The organism is Kitasatospora purpeofusca (genome assembly GCF_034043715.1).
Taxonomy (GTDB): Bacteria; Actinomycetota; Actinomycetes; order Streptomycetales; family Streptomycetaceae; genus Kitasatospora; species Kitasatospora purpeofusca_A.
In genome coordinates this window covers 53,629-67,686 of sequence record NZ_JAXCLC010000009.1, presented here as the reverse complement: position 1 = coordinate 67,686, position 14,058 = coordinate 53,629, and the positions used below count along the sequence as shown (strand labels likewise).

Sequence of the window (14,058 nt, the reverse complement as noted above, 5' to 3'; positions counted from 1 at the left end):
CAGGACTTTAGGCCAAGGCGGACGGCCGGGTCCCGGGCGACCGGGTCGCGGGCGCGGGTCCGGTGCCGTGGGTCCGGCGCCGCGGGTCCGGCGCCGTGGGTCCGCCGACTCCCGGACGTCCGGTCAGTCTTCCCACCGGGGCGCGGTGTTGAGCGCGGACACGACAGCGGGGCGCCCGCACGGTGGTTCCGTGCGGACGCCCCGCTGTCGTGCGGTCGTCCTCCTCGCCGTCCGCGGCCGTCGTCTCACATGGCCGCGGCCGAGGCGATCAGCTGTGCCCGGGAGGCCATGTGGGCCTTCGCGAGCACGTTGGAGACGTGGAACTTGACGGTCTTCTCACTCAGGCCCAGCCGACGAGCGATCTCCTTGTTGGCCATGCCCCGCCGCACCAGCTGGAGCACCTCGGACTCGCGCGAAGTCAAGGGTGCGTGGGTGGGGACGACCGAGAGGGGGCGGGGCAGTGTGTCCCGCACGAACCGGAGGAGCAGGCCGCTGAGGCCGGGGGAGACGTAGCAGTCGCCGGTGGTGGCCCGGCGGACCGCTTCGACGAGGACCTCCTCGGGATCGTCGGAGTGCACGACGGCACGCACGTTGGCCTGCGTCAGCCGGATCCAGTCGGCCGCGGTGTCGGCGTCCTCCACGACGACCACCAGGGCGGTGTCGAGGGCGGTCAGCTCGTGCAGGTGGTCGGTCTGCTTCCGGGCTTCGAGCACCACGACGTCCGGTTCGCGCACCGCCGTCGCCGTCAGCAGCCCGATGATGTCCGCCGCCTCGCCGACCACGGTCAGCGCGTCGTCCTGCTTCAGTGCCCCGCGAATGCCCAGTCGCGCATAGGGGTGTCTACTGCATACGAATACTCGTGTCTGGCTGCTGCCACTATCCAACTTTTCCGCTCTCCTGTTATGTGGGCACACAGGGGTGAGGGGCGGGGCCGGCCGGGCGTGAATGATCGGCACGCCGGGCTCGGCCCGCATTTCCGAGCAGCGCGGAAAAGCGGCCGCGCGGCCCGGTGAAATGGACAGTAAAAGGCGCACTCGAAATCGCCGGGTAATCCGTGGGAAACCGCGTCGGGTGCGCGGCGCACCCGGGCCGGATCCGGCCGCCCGCGCGGGAGAATTCTGCGGGGGACCGGATTCCGGACACCGGTGCGGGGATGGGAAGGCGGATTTTCGAGACGCGGTCTGCTCGCCCCCGTGCAGTGCTGCGTCTGTCAGTCCGTCGAATTCCGGCGGGAGATCTCGATGGCGCCCACCGGACACAGCTGGGCGGCGCGCTCGACCGCCTCCTGGAGGTGCTCGGGCGGCTGGGAGATCCGCAGCAGCACCGTGCCGTCCCGGTTGTCCTGGTCGAACACGTCGGGGACGGTCTCCACGCAGTTGCCGGACCCGCAGCACAGGTCCCGGTCGACGGTGATGTGCATGGTCACCACGTCACCGGCAGTTCGCCCAGCCCGAAGGTGACCGCCTCGTGGCGCTTCGGGACGTCCGCCAGGGTCGTCTCCGACCGGAGGCCGGGGAACTGCTTGGCCAGCTGGACCAGGGCGATCCGCAGCTCCGCCCGGGCCAGCGGCTGGCCGATGCACTGGTGCAGGCCGAAGCCGAACGCCATGTGCCGGTGGGCCTCGTTGCGCCGGGGGTCGAAGAACTCGGGGTCGTGGAAGACCGAGCCGTCCCGGTTGGCCATCGACAGCATCGCCACGACGCTCTCGCCGGCCTTGATCTCCCGGCCGCCGATGACGGCGTCCTCCAGGGCGAGCCGGGGGAGACCGGTCCGGACGACGGTGCAGTACCGGAGCAGTTCCTCGACGAGGTTGGGCGCCAGGCCCGGGTCCTCGCGCAGGGCGTCCAGGTGCTCGGGGTGCTCCAGCAGCGCCAGCGCCGACATCCCGATCATGTTCGCGGTGGTTTCGTGGCCCGCCACCAGCAGCAGCATGGCCATGCTCAGGAGTTCCTCCTCCTTGAGCTCCCCCGGGATCACGCGCTCGGCCACCAGCCGGCTGAGCAGGTCCTCGCCGGGGTGGGTCCGCTTGTGCGCGATCAGGTCGCCCAGCAGGCCGTTCAGGGCGCCCATGGCGGCGCCGACCTCGGCCGGACCGGAGTTCCGGTCCATGATCGCGCGGCTGTGGTGCTGGAAGAAGTCGTGGTCCGAGTAGGGCACGCCGAGCAGGTGGCAGATCGTCATCGACGGCACCGGCAGCGCGAACTCGTTCATCAGGTCGGCCGGGGGGCCGATCTCGCGCATGCGGCCGAGGGCCTCGTTGACGGTCTCCTCGATGAGCGGCTCGATCCGCCGGATGTTCTTGATCATGAACTCGGCGGTCAGCATGCGCCGGAAGCGACTGTGGGCGTCGCCGTCCATGAAGATGAACAGCCCGGACGCCCCCTCGCGCGTCGGCGGGATCGGGTTCAGGACCGGGAACCCGGGGCGGTACTGGTCGGAGCTGAAGCCCGGGTGGCGCAGCAGCTGCCGCACGTCCTCGTGCTTGGTGATCAGCCAGGCCCAGCCGCCGAAGGGGAGTCTGATTCTGCCGGCCGACTCGTCGAGGTGCTTGAGGTCGTGATCTCTGACCGCAATGAACGGGTCGTGGTCCGACCCGATGAACGGGAACGCCGGAAAGGCGGCCACATCAACGCTTGCTACTTCCCCCACTTTTACCCCCGTGGATGGAACTCAACATTGAGCCATCACCCTAACAGGTCGTCATCGGACGGATCTTCGATAGTGATCCACCTCACATGCCCCTGACGATTGGCCCGGAGGAAAGCCATTGGTTAGCCGGGGAAGCTCCTCCGGGAAGCGGTGGGAGACGTTCCGTTCGTGTCGTCCGGAGGGGGCGCGGGATTTATATTGCGACGGGATCGTGAATGGGAATGCCGAGATTCCCGGTGTCGCCGTGGGGAGGACGGGGAGCCGGGGTTGGGGAAATGTGAACGAGTTGTCCGCGCCGGGGTGCGGGCGGTGCGGGGATACGGGGGTACGGGCGGTGCAGGGGCCGCCGTGCACGCCGGGGGCGTCATGCGCGGCGGCCCCTGGTAGGGGGCCCGTCCTCGTCCCCGTGGCCGGATCCGGCGGCGGGGACAGGCAGCGGGGGCGGGCGACGGGATCAGGCGACGGGGTCAGGCGACGGCGGGGAAGGCGAACCGGACGGCGGTCAGCCGCTCCGACAGCTCCCACAGGCGCTTGCCGGTCTCGGCGTCGGCGGCCGACGGGGCCAGCTGGACCACCTTCGGGGCGCCGCGCAGCTCGCCCATCCCGCTCGGTCCGATGAACTGCCCGGCCTCGACGTCCGGGGCGGTGGCGGCGAACAGCTGGGGCAGCGCGCCCTGGTCCGGGGCCTGGGCGAGCGGGGTCAGGACGCGGCCGAAGAGCACCTTCACCATGCCGACCGGGGAACTGGTCTGGAGGTTGGTGGCGGTGTAGCCGGGGTGCGCGAGCAGGCTGCGGACCGGGCTGCCGACCGCCGTGAGGCGCTGGTGGAGCTCCCAGCCGAACGCGGCGTTGGCGAACTTCGACTGGTTGTAGTAGCCCATCGGCGAGTACTTGCGCTCGCCGGAGAGGTCGTCGAAGAAGACCTTCCCCTGCCGGTGGTTGGTCGAGCTGACCGTGACCACCCGCGGGTCCCTGCCCTCGGCCAGCAGGTCGAGCAGCAGCCCGGTGAGGGCGAAGTGGCCGAGGTGGTTGGCGGCGAACTGGATCTCGTGGCCCTGGGCGTTCAGCGTCCGCGGCGGCGCCATCACGCCCGCGTTGTTGACGAGGACGTCCGGGCGGGTCCCGTCGGCGCGCAGCCGCTCGGCGAAGGAGCGGACCGAGTCGAGGTCGGCCAGGTCGAGGCGGCGGACCTCCAGGCGGGCGCCCGGCTGTGCGGCCGTGATCTCCGCGGCCGCCCGTCGGCCCTTGACCTCGTCGCGCACGGCCAGGATCACCTGGCCGCCCTTGCGGGCGATCGCCCGGGTGGTCGCCAGGCCGAGGCCGCTGTTCGCCCCGGTGACGACGAACACCCGCCCCGTCTGGTCCGGAATCCGATCGGCGGTCCAGCCCTGCTGCTTCGTCATGCGTCACACGTTGCCCTACCTGTCACCGAGTGTCAAGCGCGCCCTAAGGGGTCAATGGCGGCGCGGCGTGTAACATAAGGGGGTGACTACCCGCCCTGAAGCGAGCCTGGCCCAGCGCAAGCGTCAGCTGGTCTCCGACGAGCTGTCCCAGGCCGCGCTGAACCTCCTGGCGCAGAAGGGGTTCGACGCGGTCACGGTCGACGAGATCGCGGCCGCCGCCGGCATGTCCAAGCGCACCTTCTTCCGCTACTTCGCGTCCAAGGAGGACGTGGTCGTCCAGTTCCTCGGGGAGATGGGCGTCGGCATGCGGGCCGAGCTCGCCGGCAGGCCGGCCGTGGAGTCGCCGTCGGTGGCACTGCGGCACACCGTCTGGGTCTCCATCGACGCCTGCGCCGGCCATGCCGAGCAGGCGCTGCGGGTGGTGCAGCTGATCCTGGGCACGCCCGCGCTGCACGCCCGCTTCCTGGAGCGCCAGGCGCAGTGGCGCGACGAGCTGGCGGCCGAGCTGGCCGACCGGCTGGGCCTGGGCTCCGCGACCGGCCTCCACCCCCGGCTCGCCGCGGGGATGGCGCTGACCGCCTTCGACGTCGTCCTGCAGCTGTGGAGCGCCAGCGACGGCGCCGAGGACCCGGCCGAACTGACCGACCGCGCCTTCGCCACCATCGCCCCCGCCCTGGACGCCCTGCCGGCCTAGGGCTGGGCCCGGACCTTCCCGGGGAGCGCCGGAACGCGCGCCGGAACGCCGAACGGCCCCGGACGGTCGGTCCGGGGCCGTTCGCGGTGTGGCGGGGCGGGCCGGTCGGGCACCGCCCCGCGTACGGGGGAGGGGTTACCGGCGCAGCGGGCCCTCACAGGTGTAGTCGGCGCTGCCGGCGGTGCCGCTGGGCCAGACCTCGACCTTGCCGAACCAGCAGTTCATGTCGGCGAGGTTGTTGGCGGCGGCGCCGGCCCGGGTGAGCAGGTAGTAGTCGACGGCGGCGGCCATGTCCACGCGGACCTTGCCGGCGTCGAGGGTGTTGGTGAGGTTGGCGGTCGTCCGGCCGGTGCAGGTGAACCGCATGGTGTTGTTCCAGTCGGCGTTGTCCTTGCAGACCGGGGTGTTCTGGGTGGCGCGGGCGAACGCGTCCTGGACCTCGGAGGCCCAGGCGTAGCTGAGCTGGCTGTTCGGCGTGTAGCGGGTGACCGGCACGTAGAGGTTGTCGGCGAGCGGGATCTCGGCGTCCAGGAAGGCGTTGTACTCGCGCTGGAGGGCGGCGTCCCGGCCGAGGCGGTCGCGCCAGGCGTTGTAGCCGGTGACGTCGTCGGCGCGCAGCAGCCGGTACATCTCGGCGAGCTGGTCGGGGTGGCGCTCGCCGAGCAGGTTGAAGAAGGTGGCCGCGTACGGGTAGACGCGGAAGCCCATGCTGTTCCAGCTGGCGTGCAGGATCTGATCGATCGTCAGTCGCGCCGTGCCGTAGGCGTTTTCCTGGGCGATCTGGCGGACCATGTACTTGCGGGCCTTGACGCCGTCCTTGGAGGTGGAGCCGGCGAAGTACTCGGCGGTGCCCTCGTTCATCGCGAACGTGGCGTCGCTGGGCCAGCGGGTGGTGTAGCCGGACTCCGGGATCGCCCAACGGGCGTTCAGGTAGTGGGTGTACTCGTGCCGGAAGAGCTCCTCCAGGCTGAAGTACGACTCGGCGGTGGTCCGCTGGTAGGTGTAGAAGGTGGAGTTCTCCTCGATGAACATGCCGCCGTTGTCGACGTCGCCGATCCCGAACAGCAGGTACTGGAGCGAGCGGTAGTTCGTCTTGGTGTCGTACAGCTGCACCGTGAGGGTCGGGTGGGTGTCGTCGGCGAGCGGCCGGTCGGTGCCGATGACCCGGAAGAACTGGGCCTTGACCTGCTTGGTGGCGTAGTACAGCTGGTCGGCGGTGGCCCGGTCGAGGGCGGTGCGGATGACCAGGGTGCCGTTGTCGTAGCTGTAGGTGTTCGGGAAGAACTGCTTGACCAGGTCGGCCCGGCAGGCCCCGTACTGGCCGCAGAGGCCGAAGTCGTTGAGCGGGATGGCCAGGTTGAGCCAGGGGCGGCTCAGGCGGCCGAAGTTGTTCTGGACGGTGGTGACCACCCCGCCGATCTCGGCTCTGATCTCGGCCTTGAGCGAGTCCACCAGGGTGTACCGGGCGTACTCGTTCATGGCGTCGGCGACGGCCCACTCGGTCTCGGTGCCCTTGAGGTGGGTGTAGCCGGCGAAGGCGCGGATCGCCTGCCGGTAGCCCGGGTTGGCGACGGCCGCGGTGCGGAAGGCGCCGCCGTCCTCGGCAACGTTGTTGACGCCCTGGAAGTTGAGCTGGAGCGCGGCCTGGAGGGCCCAGTTCCAGCCCCGGTCGCCGATGTACGCGGTGCCCGGGGTGGCGTACTGGCGCAGCAGCCGCTCCAGGAGCGGGAGTCGGCCGGGGCGCAGCTTCGGGGCGGTGGCGGTCTGGAGCAGCTCGCCCATGGTGTTGCCGGCGGCGGTGGTCGGGTCGAACGCGCGGGGGTTGGCGGTGTAGGCGGTGATCGCGCGGTCGATCGAGGCCGCGGTGGCGTCGTCGTTGAGGTCGAACTCGCGCTGGCTGTAGTCGAAGTAGACCGCGACGTGCAGGTAGTACCAGAGTTCCTGCTGGTTGCGGTTGTTGGCGCTGTCGAAGCCGGGGGAGAGGGTGGTGATCCGGTCGGCGACGGCGCGCACGTGGGCCGGGGTCAGCACCTTGGCGAGCTCGGGGCTCCAGTTGACCAGCAGCGGGCGCAGACAGCCGTCGTAGGTGTGCGAGCGGTCGGCGAGGAAGTCGGCCAGGGCGGCCGGGGTGAGGGCGGTGAAGGAGGCGAGCGAGCAGGCCGCGGCGGCGTCGGCGGCGGCCGGGGCGGCCTGGGCGGTGGGGGTGGACGGGTCGGCGGCCGGCCGGGTGGCGTCCGTGGTGGGCTGGAGCGTCTCGTTGCCCGGCGCTCCCTCGGGGCCGGGGGCGCCGGTGGTGGTGCTGCCGTGGGCGACGTCGCCGGCGGGGCCGGCCGGGTGGGTGGTGGTCCCGCCGAAGGCGGCGGCCGGGTCGCCGGCCCGCTCGGAGGCGGCGGGGGGTGTGACGGCCTGCGCGCTCTGGACGAGCGGGGCGGCGAGGGTCGCGGCGAGGGCTGCGGAGAGCAGGACCGAGCGCAGGCGGGGGGTGGTTGGCACAGGGGCTCCAGTCGAGCACGTGGGGGGGAGGCGCGGCGAGGATGGTGCCGCGGGATCGGAGCCGTGGGGGGCGCCGGGTCCGCGGACCGCGCGGGGGTTCGTGACGTCGAGGGAAACGGTGATGATCTCTCGACTCACTGGCCAGTAAAATAGTAATGTCAAATTGCATTGCGCAAGGGCTGGTGGGAGGGCAGATCGGCCGCTGGTAACGAGAGGGTCTCGACCGGGGGTCGGTGGCGCGCAGGGTCTTGACGGGGAATCGATCGGGGGCGTTTGCTACTCCCGCTCGTTGAAGATTGATCGGTTCTGTTCGTTTGTGTGGGATTTGAACGTTCAAATCGCTGCGCCTGCCCGACCAAGGAAGGGCCATGCCCGAGTACTTGAAGAAGTTCGCCGAGCCGTTCGGCTACCTGGACTTCGCCCGCTTCGGGCCGGTGTCGGAACCGGTCCGCCGGGTGCTGCTCCGCGAGGCCGACCGGCTCCACCGGCACGGCTGGGACGCGCTCGAGAGCCTCGACGCGGACACCGCGGCGGCGGCCCGGACGGCCGGCGGGCTGCTGGGCTGCGCGCCGCACGAGATCGCCTTCGTCGGCTCCACCTCGCACGGGCTCTTCGCCGCCGCCCACGCGGTCGGCGCCGGAGCGCGAGCCGCCGGGGCACGAGCCGCCGCTGGTGCGGGGGTCGTCGGCGGTACCGCGTCGGGCGGTACCGCCGACGGTGCCGCCCCGGACGGGACCGTGCTGGTGGCGCGGAACGACTTCCCCGGCGCCGTCTACCCCTGGCTGCGCGCCGCCGGAAACGGCGGGCTCGCGGTCCGCCAGCTCGACGGCCCGGTCACCGCCGATCTGGTCCGGGACCACCTGGACGATCGGGTGCGCGCCGTGGCCGTCTGCGCCGTCGACGCCGCGACCGGGTACCGGGCGCCGCTGGCCGCGATCAAGGAACTGATCGGGCCGGACCGGATCCTGGTGGTCGACGCCGTCCAGGCCCTGGGCGCCGTGGAGTTCGCCGCCGACGCGGCCGACGTGCTCGCCGCCGGCGGCCAGAAGTGGCTCCGGGCCGGCTGGGGCGCGGCCGTCCTGATGGTCCGCGACCGGATCGCCGACCGGATCGGCCCCGGGCTCAGCGGCTGGTCCGGCGTGGTCGACCCGATCGACGCGCCCGCCCACCCCTGCCCGCCCCGGCCCGGCGCCGTCGCCCACACCCTCACCAACCCCGACGGCCCCGCCGTCGCCGCCCTGGGCGCGGCGCTCGCCCTGGTGCGGGAGGAGGGCGCCGCCCGGATCGAGGCCCGGATCGGCGAGGTGCTCGGCGGACTGCTCGCCGCGGCCCGCGCCGCGGGCGCCGAGACCGGCGGCGGCCCGACGGCCGACGCCCCCTACGGCTCCTACCGCGGTACCGGCGACCCGGCCGCCGACGGCAGCGGGATCGCCCGGCTGCGGCTGCCCGGCGCCGACCCCGCCGCCGTCCACCGCGCGCTGACCGCGGCGGGCCTGGCCACCACCCGGCGGGCCGGCTGGATCCGGCTCTCCCCGCACGCGAGCACCGACCCCGGGACCGCCGAGCTGCTCGGCGAGACGCTCGCCCACGTACGGCGGGGCGCCCGCACCGCCTGAGCGGACGCCCCGCGGCCGGCCGTCCCGCCTCCGGGCGGGGCGGCCCGGCACCCCGCACCGACCCACCCGCGGCACGACACCCGCACCCGCCAGGACACCGCACACACCACGACAACCGCCCGCACCGCACCGCAGACCCGCACCGCACCGCAGACCCGCACTGCCCCGCATGCACCACCTGGCACCACCGACGTCCCACCCATTCCGCTCGACGTCCACCCCCTCAGAAGGGCATGCCATGTCAAACCTCTCCCGCCGCGACCTGCTGCGCGCCTCCGGCGCCGGCCTGCTGACCCTCTCCGCCGGCGGCGCCCTCGCCGCCTGCGGCTCCAGCGGTTCCGGCTCCTCCGGTGGGGACGCCGCCACCGGCACCATCACCGTCTGGTCCTGGACCAGCGCCGCCGACGCCCTGCGCGGCGTCGTGCCCGCCTTCGAGAAGGACAACCCGGGCATCAAGGTCGACGTCCAGGACGTCGGCAACCCGGCCATCTGGGACAAGATCACCGTCGGCCTGGCGGCCGGCGGACAGGGCCTCGCCGACGTCCTGCACATCGGCTGCGACTACCTGCCCGGCTACCTGGAGAAGTTCCCCAACGGCCTCGCCGACCTCTCCGCCCTCGGCGCCGACGCCCACAAGGACAAGTTCGCCAAGGGCCTGTGGCCGGTCGTCACCGACAAGGACGGCAAGGCCCGCGCCCTCCCCTGGGAGGTCAACGCCCAGGGCTTCTTCTACCGCAAGGACATGTTCGACCGGGCCAAGCTCGACCCGACCACGTTCGAGACCTGGGACGACGTGATCGCCGGTGCCGACGCCTTCAAGGCGGCCAACCCCGGCGTCGGCGTGCTCGGCATCAACAAGCCCGGCACCCCCGGCCCCGACGTCGACTTCCTGCAGTCCCTGATGCAGCAGCAGGGCGCGTTCTTCTTCGACCTCAAGGGCGACATCACCCTCACCTCGCCCGAGTGCGTCCGCGCCCTCACCCTGGTCAAGCGCCTCAACGACGCCGGGCTCGTCATCGAGACGCCCGGCTCCACCGCCTGGCGCACCCAGATGAAGGACAGCCAGCTCGGCGCCGGCCCGCAGCCCTCCTGGGCCGCGCACTACATCGAGACCAAGTTCCCCGACCTCAGCGGCAACTGGCGGCTCACCCGGCCGCCGGCCGTCACCCCCGGCGGCAAGCGCACCGCCATCGTGAACACCACCCACCTGGCCGTCGCCGGCTCCAGCCCCCGCCGCACCGCCGCCTGGAAGTTCGTCGAGTACGCGCTCACCCGGGCCGACTCGGTCAACGCCATGTTCAAGGCCGGCAGCGTCTTCCCGGCACTCACCGCCGCCTACCAGGACCCGATCTACAGCGAGCCGAGCGCCTACTACGGCGGCCAGCCGGTCCTGAAGACCTTCACCGACCTGCTCTCCGAGGGCGGCGACGCGACCAACTACTCCGGCGACTACGCCCGCGCGCTCAAGCTGGTCAGCGACGCCCAGACCAAGGTCCTGGTCAAGGGCGGCGACCCGGCCGAGGCGCTCCAGGAAGCGGCCAAGCAGCTGGCCCAGCAGACCGGGCGCAAGATCAAGTGACCGCCGCCGCCCCTCCGGCCACCCGGCCGGCCGTCCCGGCGGCGGCCCGCCCGGCCGCCGTCCGGCGCGCCAGGCTCCGCCGCCGGGCCGTGCCCTACCTGCTGCTCGCGCCCGCGCTGATCCTCTTCGGGGTCTTCAAGGCCTACCCGATCATCTCCTCGCTGCTGCTGTCGCTGACCGCCGGCTCCGGCAGCGTCACCCACAGCGCCGGCCTCTCCAACTACGAACGGCTGCTGCACGACCCGCAGTTCTGGACCGCGCTCGGCAACACCGCCCGGATCCTCGTCGTGCAGGTCCCGGTGATGCTCGCCCTCGCCCTCCTGCTGGCGGTCGGCCTCAACGCGGCGTTCGTCCGCTGGCGCACCGTCTGGCGGCTCGGCATCTTCATGCCCACCGTCACCGGACTGGTCGCCACCGGCATCCTGTTCTCCTTCCTCCTCAACACCAAGGACGGTGCGGTCAACAACCTGTTGGGCGCGATCGGCCTGCCCGCCATCGACTGGTTCGGTGACGGCTTCTGGGCCCGGATGGCCGTCGTCCTCGTGCTGACCTGGCACTACACCGGCTACAACGCCGTCATCTACCTGGCCGGCCTCCAGGGCATCCCCAAGGAGCTGTACGAGGCGGCCATGGTCGACGGCGCCGGACCGGTCCGCCGGTTCCGCTCCGTGACCCTGCCCGCGCTGCGGCCCGTCCTGCTGTTCACCGTGGTGCTCTCCACCATCGGCACCCTGCAACTCTTCGACGAGCCCTACGTCCTGACCCGCGGCGGCCCCGACAGCGCGACCCTCACGGTCTCGATGTACCTGTACGACAACGGCTTCCGCTACTTCGACTTCGGCTACGCCTCCGCCATCGCCTACGCGCTCACCCTGCTCGTCTCGGTGCTCGGCGCGGCCCAGATGCGCCTGATGGGAGAACGCGAATGACCTCTGCCGCCACCTCCGTCGAGCCCGTCGCACCGGGCCCGGCGGCCCCGCCCGCCGAACCGGCGCCGACCGGCCCGAGCCCCTGGCGCCGACTGCGCGGCTGGCCGATCACCCTGGTGCTCGCCGCCGTCACCGGACTGTCGATCGCCCCGTTCTACTGGCTGGTGATCTCCGCCACCCGCAGTGACGGCGAGATCTTCTCCTGGCCGCCGAAGCTGCTGCCCGGCTCCCACCTGGGCGACAACATCGGGCACCTCCAGGACCGGGTCGGCCTCGTCCGGGTCCTGCTCAACTCGCTGCTGGTGTCCGGCCTGCAGACCCTCGGCGGGCTCGTCGTGGCGCTGCTGGCCGGGTACGCCTTCGCCAAGTTCCGGTTCCGGGGCCGCACGGTGCTGTTCGCCGTACTGCTGTCGACCCTGGTCGTGCCGGACCAGGTGATGCTCGTCCCGATGTTCAAGATGATGATGTCCTTCGGGCTGCTCGACAGCTACCAGGCGCTGATCCTCCCCGGCCTGTGCGTGCCGTTCGCGATCTTCCTGATGCGGCAGTCCCTCAGCGCGATGCCGGACGAACTCCTCGACGCCGCCCGGGTCGACGGCGCCGGCGAACTGCGGGTGCTGTTCGGCATCGTGGTACCGGTCATGCGGCCGGTGCTCGCCGCACTGGGCATCTTCCTGTTCCTCGGCTCCTGGAACAGCTTCGTCTGGCCGCTGATCGCCCTGCGCAGCACCGACATGCACACCCTGCCGGTCGCCCTGGCCACCCTCCAGGGCATGAAGGCCAACACCGACTACGGCTCGATCCTGGCCGGAACCGCGATATCCACCCTGCCGATGATGGTCCTCTTCCTGGTCCTCCAGCGGCAGTTCATCTCCGGCCTGCTGGCCGGTGCCACGAAGGGCTGAACCGACCATGACGGACACCAGCGACGAGATCTGGGAACCCCACGCCCCCGCCACCACCGCCCGCCCCCGACCGGTGGAGGTGCCCGGCTCCGCCGCCGGCCGGCTGGAACTGCTGGTCGCCGGGACGGCGAGCGTGAACGTCCTCGCCGAGGGCGTCCTCGAGGTCACCGCCGAAGACCCTGACGGCGGCACCGGGGACGTCCGGATCGAGTGGCGCACCCCCTGCGTCGACGTCACCTCCTTCTGGACCCCCGACCCGCGCGGCACCGGCTGGCTGCCCGCCGCCTGGAGCGCCCCGCGCCGCACGAGCCTCTCCCGCGGCGCCCCCGTCGCCGCCCTCGTCGGCACCGGGGACACCACCGTCTGCGCCTTCGCCACCGACCGCGAGGAGGTACTCGCCAGCGCCGGCGTCGTCGAGGAGACCGGCGAGTTCCGGTTCTGGGTCCAGGCCGCCGGCCGCCTCACCGTCCGGATCGACACCTCCGGCCGCCACTTCGGCCGCAGCCTCGCCGAACTCGCCGACTGGTGGACCGGGGACCGCCCGGTCCACGTCCCCGACGCGGCCCGCCTCCCCGCCTACTCCACCTGGTACGCGCTGCACCAGAACATCACCCCCGAGACCGTCGAACGGCAGGCCGCCCTCGGCAAGGAGCTCGGCCTCGACACGATCATCGTCGACGACGGCTGGATGACCACCGACCGCACCCGCGGCTACGCCCACTGCGGCGACTGGGAACCCCACTCGCTGCCCGACACCGCCGCCCACGTCGCCCGCGTCCACGACCTCGGCGTCCAGTACATGCTCTGGTACGCGCTGCCGTTCGTCGGGAAGGACAGCGCCGCCTGGGCCGAACTGAGCCGGTTCGCCCTCGTCGACGCCCCCCACATGGGCGCCGTCGTCGTCGACCCCCGGTACCCCGCGGTCCGCGCCCACCTGGTCGACCGGCTCGCCCGGGCCGTCGAGGAATGGGGCATGGACGGGCTCAAGGTCGACTTCATCGACTGGTTCGGCGTCCAGGACCCGCCCGCCCCCGGACCCGAGGCCGACTGCGCCACCGTCGACCAGGGCCTGCACCTGCTGCTCGCCGAGATCCGCCGCCGCACCGCCGCCGCCGCGCCCGAGTCGATGATCGAGCACCGCCAGCCCTACGTCAGCCCCGGCCTGTGGCCCTACGCCACCATGGTCCGGGCCGTCGACTGCCCGCTCAGCCCGCAGGAGAACCGGCAGCGCGTCGTCGACACCCGGCTGATCGCCGGACCGCTCGCCGTCCACTCCGACATGCTGATGTGGCACCCCACCGAACCGGTCGAGCAGATCGCCTGCCACCTGATCAACGTCCTGTTCGGCGTGCCGCAGATCTCCGTCGACCTCGCCGTCCAGAGCGCCGCGCAGCGCGAGACGCTCGCCTTCTGGCTCGGCGTCTCCCGCGCCCACGTCGAGACCCTGCAACTCGGCGAGTTCCGGCCGGCCCGCCCCGACCTCGGCTACCCGATGATCGGCGCCGTCGGCGACGGCACCACCGTCGTCGCCCGGTACGCGGCACTGCCCGTCGCCACCGGCACGGAAGCCGCCGGCGAGTGGCGTACGCTGCTGGTCGCCAACGCCGACGCCGACCCCGGGGTCCGCCTCACCGGCGGCCGGGGCACCGCCGAGGCGACCGTCCAGGACGCCCGCGGCCGGACCGTCGGCACCTCGACCGTCCACCTGGACGGCGGCCTCGTCGACGTCCCGCGGGGCGGTCTGCTGACCCTCCGCCGGGTCTGACGGCCGGCACCGGGCGGGGCGCCCA

At 72.2% G+C, this 14,058-nt stretch carries 11 protein-coding genes; 6 read left to right on the top strand and 5 right to left on the bottom strand.

What is annotated here, in order from left to right; genetic code table 11:
* Positions 1-245 precede the first annotated feature (245 nt).
* The 4 genes from SM793_RS07150 to SM793_RS07135 all read right to left on the bottom strand — a co-directional run bounded on the left by SM793_RS07150 (position 246) and on the right by SM793_RS07135 (position 4,052).
* The gene (locus tag SM793_RS07150) at positions 246-782 is read right to left on the bottom strand and encodes a response regulator transcription factor (RefSeq protein ID WP_320437182.1); all 537 of its coding nucleotides are present in this window, start codon (positions 780-782) and stop codon (positions 246-248) included.
* Positions 783-1,210: 428 nt separating this feature from the next.
* Positions 1,211-1,420, bottom strand: a complete 210-nt coding sequence (locus tag SM793_RS07145; protein ID WP_320437225.1) for a ferredoxin — start codon at positions 1,418-1,420, stop codon at positions 1,211-1,213.
* Positions 1,421-1,422: 2 nt separating this feature from the next.
* Positions 1,423-2,625 (bottom strand): cytochrome P450, encoded by a 1,203-nt coding sequence (locus SM793_RS07140; RefSeq protein WP_320437181.1) that lies wholly within the window; start codon positions 2,623-2,625, stop codon positions 1,423-1,425.
* Between the two features lie 491 nt (positions 2,626-3,116).
* Positions 3,117-4,052, bottom strand: coding sequence for an oxidoreductase (locus SM793_RS07135; RefSeq protein ID WP_320437180.1), 936 nt, complete (start codon positions 4,050-4,052; stop codon positions 3,117-3,119).
* 82 nt (positions 4,053-4,134) lie between these two features.
* Between SM793_RS07135 and SM793_RS07130 the strand changes: the two genes are divergently transcribed.
* Positions 4,135-4,746, top strand: a complete 612-nt coding sequence (locus SM793_RS07130) for a TetR family transcriptional regulator (protein ID WP_320437179.1) — start codon at positions 4,135-4,137, stop codon at positions 4,744-4,746.
* 135 nt (positions 4,747-4,881) lie between these two features.
* Here the strand turns inward: SM793_RS07130 and SM793_RS07125 are convergent, their stop codons facing one another.
* Entirely contained in the window at positions 4,882-7,239 is a 2,358-nt protein-coding gene (locus SM793_RS07125; protein WP_320437178.1) for a collagenase, read from the bottom strand.
* 368 nt (positions 7,240-7,607) lie between these two features.
* Between SM793_RS07125 and SM793_RS07120 the strand changes: the two genes are divergently transcribed.
* The 5 genes from SM793_RS07120 (at position 7,608) to SM793_RS07100 (ending at position 14,033) form a co-directional block, all read left to right on the top strand.
* Complete coding sequence (locus SM793_RS07120) at positions 7,608-8,855, top strand: aminotransferase class V-fold PLP-dependent enzyme (protein WP_320437177.1); 1,248 nt, start codon at positions 7,608-7,610, stop codon at positions 8,853-8,855.
* A gap of 238 nt (positions 8,856-9,093) precedes the next feature.
* A complete protein-coding gene (locus tag SM793_RS07115; protein ID WP_320437176.1) occupies positions 9,094-10,434 on the top strand; it encodes an ABC transporter substrate-binding protein in 1,341 nt (446 codons plus the stop codon).
* Positions 10,431-11,363: a sugar ABC transporter permease gene (locus tag SM793_RS07110; protein WP_320437175.1), complete on the top strand. Its 933-nt coding sequence runs from the start codon at positions 10,431-10,433 to the stop codon at positions 11,361-11,363. Before SM793_RS07115 ends, SM793_RS07110 begins: the two co-directional genes overlap by 4 nt.
* On the top strand, positions 11,360-12,268 hold the full coding sequence (locus SM793_RS07105) for a carbohydrate ABC transporter permease (RefSeq protein WP_320437174.1): 909 nt from the start codon (positions 11,360-11,362) through the stop codon (positions 12,266-12,268). Before SM793_RS07110 ends, SM793_RS07105 begins: the two co-directional genes overlap by 4 nt.
* Before the next feature lie 7 nt (positions 12,269-12,275).
* Positions 12,276-14,033, top strand: coding sequence for a glycoside hydrolase family 36 protein (locus tag SM793_RS07100; protein WP_320437173.1), 1,758 nt, complete (start codon positions 12,276-12,278; stop codon positions 14,031-14,033).
* Positions 14,034-14,058 lie beyond the last annotated feature (25 nt).

Bases quoted from the DNA above. Each gene is read 5' to 3' on its own strand.
- SM793_RS07145 (WP_320437225.1), bottom strand. From the start codon at position 1,420: ATGCACATCACCGTCGACCGGGACCTGTGCTGCGGGTCCGGCAACTGC.
- SM793_RS07135 (WP_320437180.1), bottom strand. From the start codon at position 4,052: ATGACGAAGCAGCAGGGCTGGACCGCCGATCGGATTCCGGACCAGACG.
- SM793_RS07120 (WP_320437177.1), top strand. From the start codon at position 7,608: ATGCCCGAGTACTTGAAGAAGTTCGCCGAGCCGTTCGGCTACCTGGAC.
- SM793_RS07115 (WP_320437176.1), top strand. From the start codon at position 9,094: ATGTCAAACCTCTCCCGCCGCGACCTGCTGCGCGCCTCCGGCGCCGGC.
- SM793_RS07105 (WP_320437174.1), top strand. From the start codon at position 11,360: ATGACCTCTGCCGCCACCTCCGTCGAGCCCGTCGCACCGGGCCCGGCG.
- SM793_RS07100 (WP_320437173.1), top strand. From the start codon at position 12,276: ATGACGGACACCAGCGACGAGATCTGGGAACCCCACGCCCCCGCCACC.